This is a genomic window from Rossellomorea aquimaris (assembly GCF_000935355.1).
Classification (GTDB): domain Bacteria; phylum Bacillota; class Bacilli; order Bacillales; family Bacillaceae_B; genus Rossellomorea; species Rossellomorea aquimaris_B.
In genome coordinates, this window is record NZ_JXZC01000001.1 from 1180613 (window position 1) to 1198278 (window position 17666).

A 17666-nucleotide genomic window follows, 5' to 3' on the forward strand; every position below is an offset into this window, starting at 1 on the left:
GAAGCGATGCTTCCTTACTATTTTTCTACAAGGCCGGCCATTCATGCATGCCAGATGAAGGATATCAGAATGCTTTATATGATAAACAAGTTACGGTTCGGTTAACATTTGGAAAAAGTCTTTACAGTCTTTCCCTTTATGGTGTTAAATTAAAAACTGTGGAGAAAAAAAGCTTGGAGGATACACAATGGATTTTTATCTGATTATGAAATACTTATTTTTAGGGATTTTTCAGGGGTTTACTGAACCAATCCCGATTTCATCCAGTGGGCACTTACTATTGGCCCAGCATTTTCTTGGAATCAAGGATGCTACCCTTACATTTGAAATCCTGGTTAATACGGCTTCACTAGTGGCTGTACTGATTATTTACCGTGAAGATATCATGCGCCTGATCGTGAATGGCTTAGGCTATTTCAAACATAAAACACCTGAAACGAAACGTGATTTTCATTTCATTGTTTATTTATTGATTGGTACAATCCCTGCCGGGGTGATTGGTGTATTATTCGGTGACGTGATTGAGGAACATTTAACATCTGTCATCACAGTAGGAATTACACTTATTATTACAGGTATTGCCCTATGGCTGATCCGCAACCTTCGAGGAAGAAAAAATGATGGTGACCTAAATGTTAAAGACGCCATCATCATCGGTCTTGCCCAGGCAGTAGCCCTGATTCCTGGAATCAGCCGTTCAGGTGCAACCATCGTAGCTGCAATGGCTAGTGGAATGAAGGCTGAAACGGCGTTACGTTTCTCTTTCCTCCTCTATATTCCTGTAAGTGTAGGGGTGATGGTATTCGGAATAAGCGATCTTATTGAGGATCCGAACCTCGCTTCAATGGCCATCCCTTACTTAGTTGCGTTCATTGCATCACTTATTGCTTCCTACTTCTCATTAAAGTGGTTCATGAATATCATGGCTAAAGGAAACCTGAAATATTTCGCCATTTATTGTGCCGTTGTCGGTGCTGCTGTATTAATTTTCGCTTAAATCCCTTCTATCTGTCTGATTCCTTTGGTAAGCTTTAAATATAAGACATTATGATAGAAATGACGTGATCTCATGAGTGAAATTCCAGAACTTCCTTTCGAAATTAAACAACTATTTTTCGAGAAAAACACGGTGAAAAATTTCAAAAAAGGATCATTCCTGTTTCAAGAGGGAAAGCCTGCTCACGAGTTATATTTAATTAAAAGCGGTCGTGTCCAAATCAGCAAAGTGATCCCTGACGGACGTGAATTGTCTTTACGGATCTGTTCAAGTCATGATGTGATCGGTGAATTAACGTTATTCAGTAAAGATGCATACTACATGCTCAGTGCAAAAATGCTTGAGAATACGGAGATTTATGCGTTACCAAAAGAGGTCTTTGAAGAAAAGCTTACCAACAACGGTGACTTGACCATCCAATGGCTAAAATGGATCCAAATTCAAAATCAACAAAACCAAACGAAATTTCGTGATCTTATACTTCATGGAAAAAAAGGTGCACTTTACTCAACTCTGATCCGTATGTCCAACAGTTACGGAAAAAAAGTTGAAAAGGGCATCCTGATCGATTTCCCGTTAACTAACCAGGAACTCGCCAATTTCTGTGGTTCATCCAGGGAAGTCGTTAATCGGCTGCTGAGTGAATTAAAAAAAGAAAACGTACTTTTGTCGGAAAAAGGATATATCACGATTCTTGATTTGAACTATCTTAAGGAAGAAATCGATTGTGAGAATTGTCCTGTTTCGATTTGTCGGATTGATTAAACCTTTCAACAAAAAATCCCCCTGAAGCAAACCGTGCCTCAGGGGGATTTTTTACATATCGGTATTATCTGATTCCCAATGCAATCTTCGCATAACGGGACATGTTGTCTTTGCTCCATGGTGGATTCCAGACGATGTCTACTTCTGTTTCTTTGACCTCCGGAATGTCACTTAGAGCTGTTTTGACTTGATCGACAATGGTGCCAGCGAGAGGGCACCCCATTGACGTAAGGGTCATGGTGACCGTTGCTTTACCTTCTTCATCTAAATCCACATCATATACCAGACCTAAATTAACAATGTCTATTCCTAATTCAGGGTCAACAACCTGTTCAAGGGCACCCATCAAATTATCTTTAAGATCCTGATCCATTCTTACACTCCTTCCTTTATCCAAGCTTGTTTCTTATCTAATTTCACTACTCATCTTAACAAATTAACGTGTATAAAACAAAAGGTTAGGCTGATAAATGCTTCTCGAACCACTCTACCAACTTGATCACGCCTTCTCTCGATACTTTATGATCGGCTTTTTCGTCTTCTATAAATAACAGGTTGTCTTCCTGTGATTCATAATAAGGCAGGATGCTCTGGTAGAACTCTTGTGTCAGATTAAACGGTACGACCTTGTCCCGTTTTCCGTGCCAGAACATAAGGGGTCTGCCATCAAGTTTCTCAGGCTGAAGACTTAAATCGTAGTGAGCGAGTTCATTTAACATATTTTCTATTTCTTCTTCGCTGAATGGCAGTTCATAACCTAACGATTCGACTTGAGCTAACTGGGCTTGAGCAAATTTCACATATGTAGGATTCCCCATTAACGAGACAGCAGATGAGATCCACTCATATTGAGTTAAGGCTCCAAGTGTGACAATTCCACCCATAGAGGTCCCTGCAACCCCGATCCCATTTGGAACGAGCAATCCTTTTTCTTCAAACTGATCTTTAAGAATCGATAATTCATGGATCGTCTGTAAGACGATTTTCCAGAAGACTTCTCCTAATTGATGCTCTGATTTGCCTGTAGATCGTTCTCCGTGCTCTAAACAATCGGGAAGGATGACTCTAAATCCCTTTTCAGCCAGATAATAGGCATAATGTAAATTATGTTCTTTCGCACTAGTAAATCCGTGAATAAAAAAGCATACGGGTATTGGCTTATTTACATCCTCTTCCTTCACGAGATGAAGAAATGGAATGGTTTGAATGGTCGATTTATCAACTAAGATCATGTGTATTCTCTCCCTCCTGACTGCATTTCACTTTACTATGATATCCTAGATTTGGTAGTATGTATAATATTTAAATCGAAAGTGTTTGTAAACATTTATTAAATTATTTGTAGCGGCAGTGGACAACTTTCAATGTCTAACGCTACACTAGAAATTGCCTTAATACCAATAAGATTGGGGATTTGTATTCATGCATTCACAAGAAAAACACTTGATTGTTCTGGATTTAGACGGAACACTTTTAACAGATGAGAAGAAAATTTCAGCAAAAACCAGCGAAATATTAAAAAAAGCTCGCCATAAAGGGCACGAAGTTATGATTGCAACAGGCAGGCCTTATCGTGCCAGTGAATTGTATTATCAACAATTAAAGCTGACAACTCCCATCGTAAACTTCAACGGTGCATTCGTGCATCATCCCACAGATGATTCGTGGGGGATGTTTCATGAGCCGATGGATGTAAAGGTGGCCAAACAAATCATTGATGCATGTGACGAATTTAAATTCCGTAACATTGTTGCCGAAGTGATGGATGATGTATATCTGCATTACCATGATGAGAAGATCATTGACGTATTCATGATGGGCAACCCTTCCATTTCAACTGGGGATATCCGCAGTGTACTATCTGATCATCCCACTTCCATGCTCATTCACGCAGAAGAAGAAGATGTACCTGAGATACGTGCACATTTAGATGATGTTCATGCAGAATTGATTGACCATCGCCGTTGGGCTGCCCCATGGCACATCATTGAGATCGTTAAATCAGGATTAAACAAAGCGGTCGGTATTGAACGTGTGGCTTCATCATTGAATATACCCCGGGAACGGATAATTGCATTCGGGGATGAAGATAACGATCTCGAAATGCTTGATTATGCCGGAACTGGCGTTGCCATGGGAAATGCCATTGACCCACTCAAAGATATAGCGAATGAGATCACATTATCAAACGAAGAAGACGGTATCGGCCGCTACCTTCAGAAACGTTTTGACCTCTAAACCAATAAATTTATGGAAGATGAGGGTATATCTTTTCATCGTATTCTCTCACCTTGGATAGCCATACTAAAAGAGAACGCAATATGCGTTCCAACTTGAAAAAGGGGTGGTAGTGATGGGTAGAAATAAATCGAAACGATTTGTACAACAAGGTAAAATCGCAGTAACAAAACATGATGAACGTATTCCGTACCATCTGACGTATGCTGAAGCAGAAGCTAAAAAGCTTGCTTCACATGGCGAACGGCCAGGGGGAATGGAATAATGAGTAATCCATTATTCCAACAGGCCCGTAACGCGGTTCATTCTGCCCAACAAGCATGCAGTACGGGAGAAAACGCTCAAATGTCCATTGATAAAGCGAAAAACGCGTTGTCATCTGCTTACGCTAACTCAAATGTTGAAGAGCAAAAGCAGCTTCACGCTCTTCAAGATGAGTTAAACCGCCTGTCATAAAGCTAAAAACAGGGTTGCCCCTTATGGACAACCCTGTTTTTTTATGGAATGGATATGACGTATCGGTGCAGAATTTTCCCATCTTCATTATCCCTTTCATAAAGACTTAGGAAGAACTTGTCTGTACTACCTGTCAACTCGGGGAGTATGATGGTAAAATCGGTCCAGTTAGGCGATTCTTTATTAACCTTGAATAAGGTTTCTTTAAGAAGAACTCTATGACCATCCTCCACATAGTAATAAAAACTCCCATCAGACACCCGCGCCTGTCCCTGGATGGTAAACCGTCCTTTCACCTCTCGTACCTTTACTGCCCTGAAAGACTGGTTTTCTTTAGGAACTGTGAATGAATACTCAGCCCGCAAAGGATGATCAAATCCACTAATGTCCTCCCCCATCAACCAGGCTTCAATCGTATATCTTCCTTCTGGGACACGTTTTCCTTCCTGCTTGTAATCCCAAATTTCTTTCCAAATCTTCGTTTCACCCTTTTTCAATGAAATGGTTTGAAGCGCTTGAAGGAATGATTTCCCCTGACTGTAATGGTAAACCACTTTTCCCGCATTATTTTTGATTGTAAAGTCAAACATTTGACTCGTGTTAAAGGTGATGTTCTTATCCCCTTCACTATTATTATAAAGAAGAAGCTGGATCTCTGACCCTTCCTCTCCAGGAAAAGCTGTTACAGTAAAGGTCAGCGGTGTTTTCTCAGCCTTCATGGAAGAAGGTAAACAAAAGAGCATCAAAGAACTAATAAGTATATAAACAACTGCCTTCAAGGTGATACCCCTTTCTATCTAGGTTCACCTCTAGTATTTGTTAAATTCCAGAATCTAATCTTTTCTAAAGAATCCGAATATCCCTGTCGTTTGCACGATATTGGTAAATGCATCAGGATCTACGTCTTTAATGGTACGTTCAAGTTCATACAATTCATAACGTGATATGACGATGATCAGCATTTCCTTGTCTTCACCGGAAAATGCTCCTTTAGCAGGCAGGGTCGTAATTCCCCTGACAAGCTTAGAATGGATGGCTTCTCTTAATTCATTGGATTTCTTTGTTACAATCATCGCTGTCAGCTTCTCATGTCGAGTATGGATGGCATCAATGACACGCGTTGAAGCATACAACGTCACCAACGTGTATAACGCTTTCTCCCATCCATAAAGAAATCCAGCAGACGTAATAATGACCGCATTCATAAGGAAGAAATAGGTTCCTACTGGCTTATCTTTCATTCTGGAAAGAATCATGGCGATAATGTCCATACCTCCCGTGGATGCACCCCATTTCAACGTGATTCCAACTCCCACCGCGGCAATGACCCCGCCAAAAACGGCGTTCAGGAGGATATCAGGGGATAATTTAATCACAGGGATCACTTCCAGGAATAAGGACGTCAGTGATACGGAAATGAAACTATACACTGTAAAGGAACGGCCAACCTTAAGCCACCCGAGAATCGTCACAGGAATATTTAAGATGAATAATAAAATACCCGTTGAAATATTGAATGGTGCAAATTCTTTCAATAAACTGGATATTAACTGAGCCAATCCTGTAAAACCACTGGCATAAACATTTGCAGGTATCAAGAAAAAATTCATTGCAATGGCACCAAGCACGGCCCCTACTAACACTACGAAAAACTTCTTCGCTTCTAACTGTACATGATCTCTCGACATTGACAGACCTCCCACATCTAGTTGTTATTTTCTATGTTCCACAATTCATCTTACCTAAACTCCCCCTGATATTCACCCTTTAAGAGAACAATGATACTTTTTACCTTGAATTCATGCTCTATAGATTGTCATTTTCATGAAAAATAGCTAGACTAAAGCTAAATAGTATAGTCAAAGGATGATTAGGATGACAGTAAAATTATTTGCTGATAGTGCAAGCGACCTTCCTGCTGCATATTTTAACCAACACAACATAGAGCTGCTGCCACTGAAAGTACATATTGATGGTCAAGATTATGAGGACTTGTTCACCATCGAGCCGAAAACCGTATTCAACAAAATAAGGGAAGGCCACATGCCCAAAACGTCTCAAGTATCACCGGATCTTTTCCTGAAGAAGTTCACAGAGCTTGCAGAAGCGAATCAACCCGGTATTTACATTGCGTTTTCCTCACAATTGTCAGGGACGTATCAAACCGCTGTCATGATACGTGATCAGGTGAAAGAAGATCACCCTTCCCTTGATTTGACCATCATCGATTCAAAGTGTGCTTCCCTGGGCTACGGCTTAGTCGTCATGAAGGCAGCTGAACTTCTTCAGGACGGAGGAAGCAAAGAAGAGATCATCGAAGCCTCCAGATACCACTCAGAGCATATGGAACACCTATTTACCGTAGAAGACCTTGAATACCTTGCCAAAGGCGGTAGAGTTTCAAAGGCATCAGCTTTTCTTGGCGGACTGTTAAACATCAAGCCTCTTCTTCATGTTGAAGACGGTAAGCTCGTACCGATTGAAAAATTGCGTGGAAAGAAGAAACTTCTAAAACGAATTCTTGACTTAATGGAAGAACGTGGTGAAGATCTCTCCAACCAGGTCATCGCAATCAGTCATGGCGATGACGAAGACCTTGCCCTTGAAATGGAAAAACTCATTAAAGAAAGATTTTCACCGAAAGCTGTATATATCAGTATTATTGGATGTGCCATAGGTTCTCATACAGGCACAGGCACCCTGGCCATATTTTTCTTAAATGAACACTCATAAACTCCCTTCCTCTTCCTCATACTATGAGAGAAGATCATACTCGAAGGGAGAATCACTATGCCACATACATCTGATAACGAAAAAAAGGCCAGGGATAACAACGCCCTGCGCCAGGAAAAGAATAAAATCAAAGAAGTGAACCGTAAAGCCGGGAAGAATCAGTATTCTAAGAAGACGGATCATTTATAAGGGATTGCGGGGCAGTCACCTGCTCTCGAATAGGAAAAAGTACTAGTTCTTGATAGAGCTGGTGCTTTTTTTTATAGAGGAGGCTGAAACTCCTCATTATTGCGAGAAAAGATAAAAATGGGCTTAAATAGGTGTTTTATCGATAAAATCGGTTCCTTGATGTTCACGAGTCATGATGTATTTTCATGTTGGGGTCGAGTTTTTCAGATATATTATCGACTTCTTCACTTATATTATCGACTTTCAGAATATATTATCGACTTCTCCAGCTATATTATCGACTTTCAAAATATATTATCGACTTCCCTCCTTTTATTATCGAATCCCAACATTTACATTTTATCGATCCATTTTCAAAAAAACTCCCCCATTCCTTTCTTAGAAGTTGTATGCACCTTCAAAGCTTGTCTATAATGAAAAGAGAAAATACTATGGAGGGGTTACATATGGCGAAGGAAAGTTCATTTGATATTGTGTCGAAAGTGGATATGTCTGAAGTGAGCAATGCGATCCAAATTGCGTTGAAGGAAGTTCAAACCCGATATGACTTTAAAGGAAGTAAGAGTGACATTAAATTAGATGGAGAGGAAATCGTCCTCGTTTCTGATGATGAATTCAAAATGAATCAGTTAAAGGATGTGCTCCTCAGCAAACTCATCAAACGTAATGTCCCTGTTAAGAATCTTGATTACAGCAAGCTTGAAGGAGCTTCCGGTGGAACGGTTCGTCAGCGTGCAAAACTCGTGCAAGGAATCGATAAAGAAAATGCAAAAAAAATTAACACCATCATCAAGAACTCCGGCGTTAAGGTGAAGAGCCAGGTTCAGGATGATCAAGTACGGGTCACTGGAAAAAGCAAGGATGATCTTCAAAAAATCATCGCTGCGATCCGTGAAGCAGACCTTTCAATTGATGTACAGTACGTAAACTTCCGTTAATTCGGTTTTTCAAAGAAGTCTGATGGGTACAATATATCCATCAGACTTCTTTCATTTAGGAGGAAAAACATGAAGAGAAAAGTCATCATCATAGGGGCAGTAGGCGGGGGTGCCACCACTGCATCCCAAATCAGAAAACTGGATAGTGAAATAGAGATCATTCTACTTGAAAAGACATCCTATCTTTCCTATGGGGCTTGCGGAATGCCTTATTACTTAGGGGATGTCATTAAGGACCGTGAAAGCCTTTTTGCAGCCACGCCTGAAAAATTACATACGAAAAAAAACATTGATGTCCGCATGCATCATGAGGCGCTGAAAATTGATCGGGATAAAAAATCTTTACTTGTGAGAGACCATGATAAAAACCAGGATTACGAAGAAACATACGATTACCTTGTGCTCGCCACAGGGGCTTCCCCTTTTATCCCTGATATTCCTGGACTGAATCAAATTCCGGCTTTTCATCTCAGAACAGTTGAAGACATGGACAGGATCAAACAATTCGTTGAAACCTCAAAGCCAAAAAACTGTACCATCATCGGAGGTGGATACATAGGGGTTGAAATGTCGGAGAACTTCACTCACTTAGGGATGCAAGTCAATCTTGTGGAAAGATCGGATCATGTGATCAGCGTAATCGATGAAGAGACCGCCATCAAACTGCAACAGCATATCAAAGATCAAGGTGTGAATTTGTATACAAAGGATGGATTGAAAGAAGTACTGCCGGAGTGCACCCTGAAACTGGATAGCGGAGAGACGTTCCAGTCTGACTTCATTCTTCTTTCGGTAGGTGTGAAGCCTAATAACCTTCTTGCTAAGGAGGCCGGGTTATCTACTGGAGAGTCAGGCGGTGTCGTCAGTAATGAATTTATGCAAACAGACGACACCTCCATTTATGCAGTCGGAGATGTGGTGGAGTCCATCGATTTTATTGACGGGACCCCAAAGCAGGTCCCTCTCGCATGGCCTGCCCATCGACAAGCCTACATCATCGCAAGACACCTTTCCGGAAGCCCTGTACCTTTCAAGGGGATGCTTGGAACAGCTATTGCAAAAGTCTTTGACCTTTCCATTGCATCTACCGGATTAGGCGAGAAGGAATTAAATGAAAAGGGTTATTCGTACAAAACAACCGTGCATGAAGGAAAGTCACATGCGGGCTACTATCCCGGTGCTCATGATGTGTATGTTAGAGTCCATTTTTGCCCTGACACGGGAAAGATATTTGGAGGTAATGTAGTGGGCGGCGAAGGGGTAGACAAGCAAATCGACGTTCTGGCCACTGCCATTTACGGAGGCCTGACCATTACCGACCTCCAGGAAATCGAAACCTGCTATGCCCCACCCTTCTCTTCTCCTAAAGGGCTGTTGAATATGATTGGGTATAAGGGTGCCGGGTTGATGGAAGAAAAATAATGACAGGCAGGCTTCTCTGGCGAGGGGCCTGTTTTTTTGTGAGTATGCTCCTTGATGATGGATAAATCTGTTAAACGGCTGGATTTTTTGCGATTTCGGCTGGATTTTCCTGAATAACGGCTGGATTTTCTCCGATTTCGACCGGATTCTCCTCAATAACGGCTGGATTTTCTCCGATTTTGGGCGGATCCCCCTATAAAGCGGCTAAATTCCCCTCAATCAGGGCTCCATCACTCATCAAATGTCTTCACCCCAAACGAAATTACTGCATCACACGTCAATTTGACCAAAAATTTAATGAATCTACCAAAAGAAACATGTTAATAATTATCTTTTCCGGGTAAACACTATCCTAAGATAACCCAAATCATCAAAGGAGTGTTTTCATTGTCACAACAACAAAACCAGAAGCAAACGTTCCCCCCCCAGCACCAGGATCATCAGCCTGGTACTGTGGATGAAATGAATCCCCAGCCGATCCATACAGATCAAAATTATAAAGGCAGCGGAAAGTTAGACGGGAAGGTCGCCCTTATCACCGGAGGAGACAGCGGGATAGGACGATCGGTCGCCTGGTATTTTGCCAGGGAAGGCGCCCATGTTGCCATTTCTTATTTAGATGAACATGAAGATGCGAATAAGACGAAGGAATTGGTGGAAGCTGAAGGTGTAAGGTGTATCCTGCTGTCAGGTGATATCGGAAGCTCGACATTTTGTAAAGACATCGTGAATAAAACGATTTCAGAGTTCGGGAAACTTGATATTCTTGTGAATAATGCTGCTGAACAGCATCCTCAGGCAGGGCTTACGGATATAAGTGATGAACAGTTGGAGCGTACCTTTAAGACGAATGTATTCTCTATGTTCTACTTAACCAGGGCAGCATTGCCTCTTCTTAAAAAGGGAGCTTCCATTATTAACACGGCTTCTATCACAGCTTATAAAGGGAATAAGGATTTGATTGATTACTCTTCTACCAAGGGTGCCATTGTCAGCTTCACGCGATCCCTTGCAGAAAACATTGCATCCGATGGAATCAGAGTAAACGGCGTGGCACCTGGCCCGATTTGGACTCCTCTGATTCCGTCCACCTTCAGCTCTCAAAAGGTATCTCAGTTTGGAGGGAACACTCCACTTGGACGTGCCGGTCAGCCGTATGAATTAGGCCCTGCATACGTATACTTAGCAAGCGAAGATTCAAGCTACGTATCAGGACAGATGATTCATATTAATGGCGGGACGGTTATAAACGGTTAAAATGAAAGCGACTGAACATATGAGTCTCCATTAAGGGAGATTCCAACGTTTCAGTCGCTTTTTATCATGATTTCACTTTTCGCTCACTGCAGGAGCATCTTGTAACGAGCTGATGTGGAACGATGATTCTCTTGATCGGCTCTTTGGGGTTTTCAATCTTTTGGATAAGACTCTTAGCTGCCTCGTTCCCCAGGTTGAATATATTGATATCCACTGATGTGAGCGGTGGACGGGACATTTCGGCCAGGAGTACATTGTTGAAGCTGACAATGGAGATGTCATCAGGAACACGGATGTCCATTTCATCCAGTGTGTTGAGTACGCCCAATGCCATTAAGTCATCGGCCACTACCAGGGCCGTCGGAGGATCATCTAATTGCATAAGCTCATTAATGGCTTCACGTCCTCCTTCTCGAAGGAATTCTTCATGAATGATGTACTTGTCTTTCATATCAATCCCAGCATCCCGCAAAGCCTTCTCATAACCTAATAGACGCTCGACGGTTACAACGAGATTGAGGTCCCCCCCGATAAAGCCGATACACTCATGACCAAGCTTTAAGAGATAATCGGTCACTTCCTTCGTTGCCCTGTAATTGTCATTGTCTACATGGGTGATTTCTTCACAATATTTGTAGGGCTTACCTACGACAACAAAGGGAAAGTCGCGATCTTTTAAATAGTTCATAACCTTATCTTCCACTTTCGAGTATAGGAGGATGATACCGTCTACTCTTCCCCCTTGAACCATTTGGACGACACCTTCATATATTTCTTCTTCAGATTGACCCGTGGACATTTGTAATGCGTATTGTTTTTCCTGTGCCCCTTCACTTAGTCCTCTTAATACTGTTGGAAAGAATGGGTTTTGTGAAAAAGTACTAGCTGAACCTGGTAATACAAGTCCCAATACTTGCGTGGATTGATTCGCCAGGCTCCTTGCGATGAAGTTAGGATGATATCCCAACTGCTCCATCGCTTCTCTTACTTTTTGCTTTGTTTTCTCGCTGATTCTTGGATTATTTGCAATAACCCGTGAAACCGTAGATGGTGCTACGTTTGCAAGCTTTGCAACATCCTTTATGGTGACCGCCATTCATTCCACCCCCCTCTTTAAAAAACTTACCCTCTTACGTGACGAAGGCTGCTTTATTCTATTTTATTCATGAATTAAAACGCTTCCATTTTATTAATCTTGAAGTTTTGGAAAAACAGGGCTCCTAGTCAGAGCCCTTGATGGATTTATGACTGCTTTTTCTTTCTTCCACGGTTCCATACAAGATAAATAAAGAGTAAGAAAAGGACATACACCGTACCGAGCGCCAATAGATAAGGATAATTCAATCCACTCTTCTGCTTAAGGGAATAAACCTCTGCTTCTTCACGATCAAGTATGATTGTATAGTTTCCATCTTTATCACTACGTACCAGGTCTGCGGTTAGTAACCCTTTCAGCTCACTATTTTCCGCTAATTCTTCTTCACTCAGTTGAACTTTTTTAGATTCACTAGTGTTGTTAATCGCGACTATGAGTGTTTGATCCCCGTAGACACGCTTGAATATTCCCATGCCGTCTTTTTCATAGATGGGTTCAATCGTCCCTCTGGTCAGTGCAGGATAATCTTGACGAATTCTTCCTAATTGAGTGATATAATCAATCAGTTCTTCATCTGCCCTGAAATTCATAAAGCGGCGATTATCCGGGTCATTTCCACCATCGACGGCGATTTCCGATCCATAATAAACAATCGGGATTCCTGGGGTTGTGTACATATACGCCAGAGCGAGCTTCCACCTGGTACCCGGGAAGAGCTTCTCTTGAACGAGCAGTCTCGTAAAACGTTCCATATCATGATTATCGATAAAAGTTCCCATTAAATAGGGATCATCATAGTACGTTTCATTGTATTTCCAAAAGTTAAACAGTCGATCCATCGATGTATCAGGTTTTTGGAACACAGAACGCATTTCTTCTGCTTGAGGAAAGTTAACGAATCCATCGATTCCTACATCATTGTACTTCGCTATCTTCTGGGGATCGCGATCGTACACTTCTCCAAGAAGATAGAAGTCTTCCTTGACTGACTTAACCTCTTCGCTGAATTCAGTCCAGAATTCCTGGGGTACATGACGGACCGTATCCAATCGATAGCCGTCAACATCGGTTTCTTCGATCCACCATTTGGCGGCATCAAATAAGTAGTTTTTCACTTCGGGATTTTCGGTATTTAAATCGGGAAGGTCATATAACCACGCATTTTGAAGGCTTTCTTCATTATCAAAGTTCATCTGTTGATTTTCGTGAAACCAGTCCGCTTTTTCAGGGTCCTTCACCCAGGGGTGTTCAGGTCCGACATGGTTTACCACAAAATCCAGCATCACTTTCATATCCCGCTTATGAGCTTCATCAACAAGCTTTTTGAACGTTTCCATTGAACCGAAATGCTCTTCTGTCTTATAGAAATCAGTTATCCAATACCCATGATAACCCAGCGGTTGATTATCAAAGACGGGGGTCAGCCATATGGCGGTGAATCCCATATCCTTAATATAGTCCAGCTTATCAATCACACCTTGAAAATCCCCGCCCTGATAGGCTTTAGGGTCCTTCGTATCCACTTGAACATCATTGCTCGTATCCCCGTTATTAAAGCGATCGACCATTAGAAAATAAATGGTCTCATCCTGCCATTTTCTTTCTTCTTTTTCAACTGCACCTACCGGAAGGGCGTAAAAAAGAAGAAACGGGACTAAAATGAGAGATAATACTCTTCTTTTCATCTCCGCTCCTCCTAAAACTATTAGTAACGCCTATAAGATTATCCTTTTGTACCCCCTGCCGTCAATCCTGAAACGAAGTATTTCTGGAAGAACAGGAATAATAGAGCAATCGGTACGGCAATTAATACAGATCCAGCAGCAAATGTAGTAAATTCAGCTCCGAATTGTTTTGCTACCATATCATAAAGTGCAACCGGCAATGTGTACATTTTTTCTGAACGCAGAAGGATACTTGCAATGATAAAGTCTGCGAATGGTGCAATGAATGAAAATAGTGCAACGACCGCAATGATCGGTTTCGCAAGGGGCATGACGATTTGGAAGAAGATACGCAAATGTCCCGCTCCGTCCATTTTTGCTGACTCATCAAGCTCTTTCGGAATCGTATCCAGATACCCTTTCATTAACCATGTATTCATTGGGATTTGTCCACCTACGTATACGAGGATCAATCCAATATGGGTATCCAATAGATCTGTTAATAGTGCTAAAACGAAAATCGCAATTAATGCAGCAAAGTTAGGAATCATTTGCAGGATCAGGAATGTCATTAATCCATTCTTCCGGCCGGCGAAACGGTAACGCGAGAAAGAGTAAGCCGTTAAACTGACCAGTAAAACCGTAAGTGCCATAGTTGATAAACTGACTTTTAATGAGTTCCAGTACCAAAGCATATAATTACTTTGCTCCAGATCGAATAGTTCTTTATAATGTGCCAATGTTGCATTCTTCGGGATGATGGATGAACCGGACAAACTTTGACCTGGGTTGAATGAAGATCCGATGATCCATGCAACCGGGTAAAGAATGATGGCAAACATGATTGCGATGGCTGCGTATGAAAGTGTTAAACGTATGAGTTTCTGTCTCTTCATATTCATATTACATCATATCCTCTTCTTGGAATGATTTCGTTCTCTTGAACTGCCAGATCGCTACTGTAATGACGATGACAGATAATAATAATGTGATGGCAGCGGCTTTCGAATACTGTGCGGATGTCATAGTCAGACTGTAGATCCATGAAATCAGAATGTCCGTTCCGCCTGCATTTTGTCCTGTCAGGGCAGGTCCTCCGCCATTGAATAAGTAAATAACGTTAAAGTTATTAAAGTTAAATGTATATTGCGTAATGATGATTGGTGCCGTTGCAAATAGAACGAGTGGCAACGTTATGTTCTTGAATTTCTGGAAAGCTGATGCCCCGTCCACCGTTGCTGCTTCATAAAGCTCGTCAGGAATCGATTGAAGTACCCCCGTTGTCATGGCAAAGATGAATGGGAAGCCTAACCAGGCTTGAATACCGATCAGGGCAATCCGTGTATACATCGGTTCTGTCATCCATGGTAAACCTTCAATGCCGAAGAATCCTAGGATATCCCGGTTGATCGTTCCGAAGGATTCATTGAACATCCCTGCGAAAACCAAAATGGAAACGAAAGCCGGGATGGCCCAAGGTAAGATGAACACCGTACGAATGATTGCTTTTCCTTTTAAATCTTTTTGATTGACCAGGATGGCAAGGAATACACCCAGGGCAACTTGAAGCGTTGTGGCACCGAATGTCCAAACAAGTGTCCAGGCTAATACGGTAATGAAAGTCTCTCTCCAAATATCAATCTTGAAAATATCAACAAAGTTTTGAATCCCTACCCAGTCGACCAATTTAGCCGGTGGTGAGTGATACAAATCATAGTTTGTAAACGCAAGTAAAATAACAAATATGATCGGGAAAATGACTACGAAAACGAGTAGTAAGAATCCAGGAGACATGATGAGATATGGGAAGCCATTGTCTATTAAATTCCTGTACTGTTCCCGAATCGTACTTAGCTTCTCTCCCCTGTCTCTCTTTTCTCCGTTTTTATATGCGTCCCGAAGATTGAATAAGTAGAATCCGATTCCGAAGATTAATACGATGATTGCCAGGATTCCGTATACCATTAAGAAAATGGAATGATCTCCGTATGAGATGTCTGTCCCAAGCGTTGTAATCCCCCATAATCCGTAACCGATCAAATCTCTAAAGACAAGGATAAAAGCGGCTGTCATGATCAGGAAGAATCCGCCTTTCAGAAACTGTCTATGATACATCTGACCTAATCCAGGGATTAGGGAAAGGGCCAGTGCTGTTTTTCTATGTTTTGTTTGATAGGATTGTTGCTCCATCCTATATTCCCCTTTCTGCGTTCACAATTTTGATAAGCTTCAAGAGCTTTTTAAGAAAAGAAATCTTTATTTCCTTAAAAAGCCCTTGAATGGGTCTTTAAAAGGATAGCAGTACCTCTCAAGTATGAGAAGGTACCGCTATGTTTATGCATTAGTTAGAGTGGTTCGCTTCAATGTTTTGTTGAATTTGCTTTACAGCTGCATCAAGGGCCGCTTTCGGTTCTTGTTTGCCCGTCACAACCGTTTGAAGTGAATCTGCCATCGGTCCCCAAACCTCTCCCATTTCAGGAATGTTTGGCATTGGAACCGCATATTGAGATTGCTCGGCAACCGCTTTTGCACCAGGATTATCAGCAATCGCAGGATCGTCGATCAAGCCTTGGTTTGTTGGTACTTCTTGTGTTTGTTCAAAACGTAATTTAGCATACTCATCTTGAGTGATGAACTCGATGAATTTTTGAGCCCACTCTTTATTTTCAGAATATCCTGATACGTGCCAGCCTTTAACACCCATGAATGTTTTCATTGGCTCTCCGTTTGGAAGTTTAGGCATAGCCGAAATGCCGATATCGATTCCAGCATCTTTGTAACCTTGGAAAGACCATGGACCGTTCATTACAGAAGCAACTTTTCCTTCATTAAATAGACCGTCCATTGCTGATCCACCATTTTCTCCAACGATACCTTTAGGGAATAATCCTTCCGAGTACCATTTTTGAATATATTCAGTACCTTCTACAGCACCTTCATTATTTAAACCAAGATCTTGCGCGTCTAATGCTCCATCATTTTCAGCAAAAACATATCCGCCGAATCCACCGATCGGTGCATGAGCGAAATAGAAGTTGTCCCATAGAGCCAAGAAACCGTAGTTTCCATCTTTCGTGAAATCCTTAGAGAATGAGTATACTTCATCCATTGTCTTTGGTGCTTCTTCCATCAACGCTTTGTTGTAAACAAATACAGGCGTTTCAGAAGATTTTGGAAGACCATATAATTTCCCATCATAACTCTCTGCTGTCATGGAAGATTCAGTGAAACGCTCTTCAATGTCCCCTTCAACTTCTAATGCAGCAATATGACCGGCAAGAGCAAGCTCACCAATTTGGTCATGTGGTAATGTTAATACGTCCGGACCAGTTCCGGCAGGACCGTCTAAACGTAATTGTTCTTTCATTTTAGTAGCCATTTCGACTTCTTTTACTTCTACTTTGATGCCAGTTTCTTCTTCGAACTTAGCACCTACTTCATCCAGCCATCCAGATTTCTTTTCATCTTCCCAGACAACCAGTTTTTCAGGTTTGTTTGCATCGTCAGCTTTTTTCTCTCCGCTGTCGTTGTTTCCTGATCCTTCTTCACGATTAGGACCACAAGCAGCCAACGCCCCTAGTACAAGCATGATTACCATTAATAATGATAACGCTTTCTTCATCTCGACCCCTCCTAAGTATGGTGAAAAATATTAAGCTTTCTGTTAGACTGAACAAACGCTTGCACATACTATGACTAAATCTCTCAAGATATCGCTTACATTCTTTGTGAAAACGATTGCACAACCTACTTCTTATTATACAAATTAAATCTACTTTGACAATACTTTTTTGAAATTTTTTTATGTTTGCGAGGAAGAAAAAGAAAACGCTTTACTAGATTGGATACCTATCATTGACAACATTGTTGGTTTAGAATACTCTTTAAATGGAATGAAAAAGAGGAGGATA

Annotated in this window: 19 protein-coding genes; 10 read left to right on the top strand and 9 right to left on the bottom strand. The window is 41.5% G+C overall.

Annotated features, from left to right (window positions below):
- The first annotated feature begins 187 nt into the window (after positions 1–187).
- Both TV75_RS05930 and TV75_RS05935 read left to right on the top strand, forming a co-directional pair.
- Positions 188–997: an undecaprenyl-diphosphate phosphatase gene (locus TV75_RS05930; RefSeq protein WP_044337704.1), complete on the top strand. Its 810-nt coding sequence runs from the start codon at positions 188–190 to the stop codon at positions 995–997.
- A 72-nt stretch (positions 998–1069) separates the two neighbouring features.
- Positions 1070–1762 (top strand): Crp/Fnr family transcriptional regulator, encoded by a 693-nt coding sequence (locus TV75_RS05935; RefSeq protein ID WP_052504432.1) that lies wholly within the window; start codon positions 1070–1072, stop codon positions 1760–1762.
- 64 nt (positions 1763–1826) lie between these two features.
- Here TV75_RS05935 and TV75_RS05940 read toward each other — a convergent pair whose 3' ends face one another.
- Both TV75_RS05940 and TV75_RS05945 read right to left on the bottom strand, forming a co-directional pair.
- A complete protein-coding gene (locus tag TV75_RS05940; protein WP_044337705.1) occupies positions 1827–2135 on the bottom strand; it encodes a metal-sulfur cluster assembly factor in 309 nt (102 codons plus the stop codon).
- 85 nt (positions 2136–2220) lie between these two features.
- Positions 2221–2994, bottom strand: coding sequence for a prolyl oligopeptidase family serine peptidase (locus TV75_RS05945; RefSeq protein WP_044337706.1), 774 nt, complete (start codon positions 2992–2994; stop codon positions 2221–2223).
- A gap of 190 nt (positions 2995–3184) precedes the next feature.
- On the opposite strand from TV75_RS05945, the gene TV75_RS05950 reads away from it, so the two are divergent.
- From TV75_RS05950 to TV75_RS05955, 3 genes are all read left to right on the top strand, one after another.
- Positions 3185–4000, top strand: a complete 816-nt coding sequence (locus tag TV75_RS05950; protein WP_044337707.1) for a Cof-type HAD-IIB family hydrolase — start codon at positions 3185–3187, stop codon at positions 3998–4000.
- Positions 4001–4115: 115 nt separating this feature from the next.
- Entirely contained in the window at positions 4116–4265 is a 150-nt protein-coding gene (locus tag TV75_RS22075) for a hypothetical protein (RefSeq protein WP_172655622.1), read from the top strand.
- Positions 4265–4456, top strand: coding sequence for a DUF3813 domain-containing protein (locus TV75_RS05955; protein WP_044337708.1), 192 nt, complete (start codon positions 4265–4267; stop codon positions 4454–4456). The genes TV75_RS22075 and TV75_RS05955 overlap by 1 nt, the downstream gene beginning before the upstream one ends.
- Positions 4457–4497: 41 nt before the next feature.
- Here the strand turns inward: TV75_RS05955 and TV75_RS21095 are convergent, their stop codons facing one another.
- Positions 4498–5235 (bottom strand): BsuPI-related putative proteinase inhibitor, encoded by a 738-nt coding sequence (locus TV75_RS21095; RefSeq protein WP_052504433.1) that lies wholly within the window; start codon positions 5233–5235, stop codon positions 4498–4500.
- Positions 5236–5289: 54 nt separating this feature from the next.
- Positions 5290–6144: a YitT family protein gene (locus TV75_RS05965; RefSeq protein WP_044337709.1), complete on the bottom strand. Its 855-nt coding sequence runs from the start codon at positions 6142–6144 to the stop codon at positions 5290–5292.
- Between the two features lie 187 nt (positions 6145–6331).
- Here TV75_RS05965 and TV75_RS05970 point away from each other — a divergent pair, with 187 nt between their 5' ends.
- The 5 genes from TV75_RS05970 to TV75_RS05985 all read left to right on the top strand — a co-directional run bounded on the left by TV75_RS05970 (position 6332) and on the right by TV75_RS05985 (position 10995).
- Positions 6332–7189 carry a DegV family protein gene (locus TV75_RS05970; protein WP_044337710.1) on the top strand — a complete coding sequence of 286 codons (858 nt, stop codon included), beginning with the start codon at positions 6332–6334 and terminating at the stop codon, positions 7187–7189.
- Positions 7190–7246: 57 nt separating this feature from the next.
- Entirely contained in the window at positions 7247–7378 is a 132-nt protein-coding gene (locus TV75_RS21780; RefSeq protein ID WP_098441051.1) for a DUF3941 domain-containing protein, read from the top strand.
- A gap of 446 nt (positions 7379–7824) precedes the next feature.
- Entirely contained in the window at positions 7825–8316 is a 492-nt protein-coding gene (locus TV75_RS05975; RefSeq protein WP_044337711.1) for a YajQ family cyclic di-GMP-binding protein, read from the top strand.
- A gap of 69 nt (positions 8317–8385) precedes the next feature.
- Positions 8386–9738, top strand: coding sequence for a CoA-disulfide reductase (locus tag TV75_RS05980; protein WP_044337712.1), 1353 nt, complete (start codon positions 8386–8388; stop codon positions 9736–9738).
- Between the two features lie 387 nt (positions 9739–10125).
- Positions 10126–10995, top strand: a complete 870-nt coding sequence (locus TV75_RS05985; RefSeq protein ID WP_044337713.1) for an SDR family oxidoreductase — start codon at positions 10126–10128, stop codon at positions 10993–10995.
- Positions 10996–11059: 64 nt separating this feature from the next.
- Here TV75_RS05985 and TV75_RS05990 read toward each other — a convergent pair whose 3' ends face one another.
- The 5 genes from TV75_RS05990 to TV75_RS06010 all read right to left on the bottom strand — a co-directional run bounded on the left by TV75_RS05990 (position 11060) and on the right by TV75_RS06010 (position 17377).
- The gene (locus tag TV75_RS05990) at positions 11060–12091 is read right to left on the bottom strand and encodes a LacI family DNA-binding transcriptional regulator (protein ID WP_044337714.1); all 1032 of its coding nucleotides are present in this window, start codon (positions 12089–12091) and stop codon (positions 11060–11062) included.
- A 146-nt stretch (positions 12092–12237) separates the two neighbouring features.
- On the bottom strand, positions 12238–13776 hold the full coding sequence (locus tag TV75_RS05995) for an alpha-amylase family glycosyl hydrolase (RefSeq protein WP_044337715.1): 1539 nt from the start codon (positions 13774–13776) through the stop codon (positions 12238–12240).
- 38 nt (positions 13777–13814) lie between these two features.
- Positions 13815–14657, bottom strand: coding sequence for a sugar ABC transporter permease (locus TV75_RS06000; protein ID WP_044337716.1), 843 nt, complete (start codon positions 14655–14657; stop codon positions 13815–13817).
- A gap of 1 nt (position 14658) precedes the next feature.
- Positions 14659–15945: a carbohydrate ABC transporter permease gene (locus tag TV75_RS06005; RefSeq protein ID WP_044337717.1), complete on the bottom strand. Its 1287-nt coding sequence runs from the start codon at positions 15943–15945 to the stop codon at positions 14659–14661.
- A gap of 151 nt (positions 15946–16096) precedes the next feature.
- Entirely contained in the window at positions 16097–17377 is a 1281-nt protein-coding gene (locus tag TV75_RS06010) for an extracellular solute-binding protein (RefSeq protein WP_044337718.1), read from the bottom strand.
- Positions 17378–17666 lie beyond the last annotated feature (289 nt).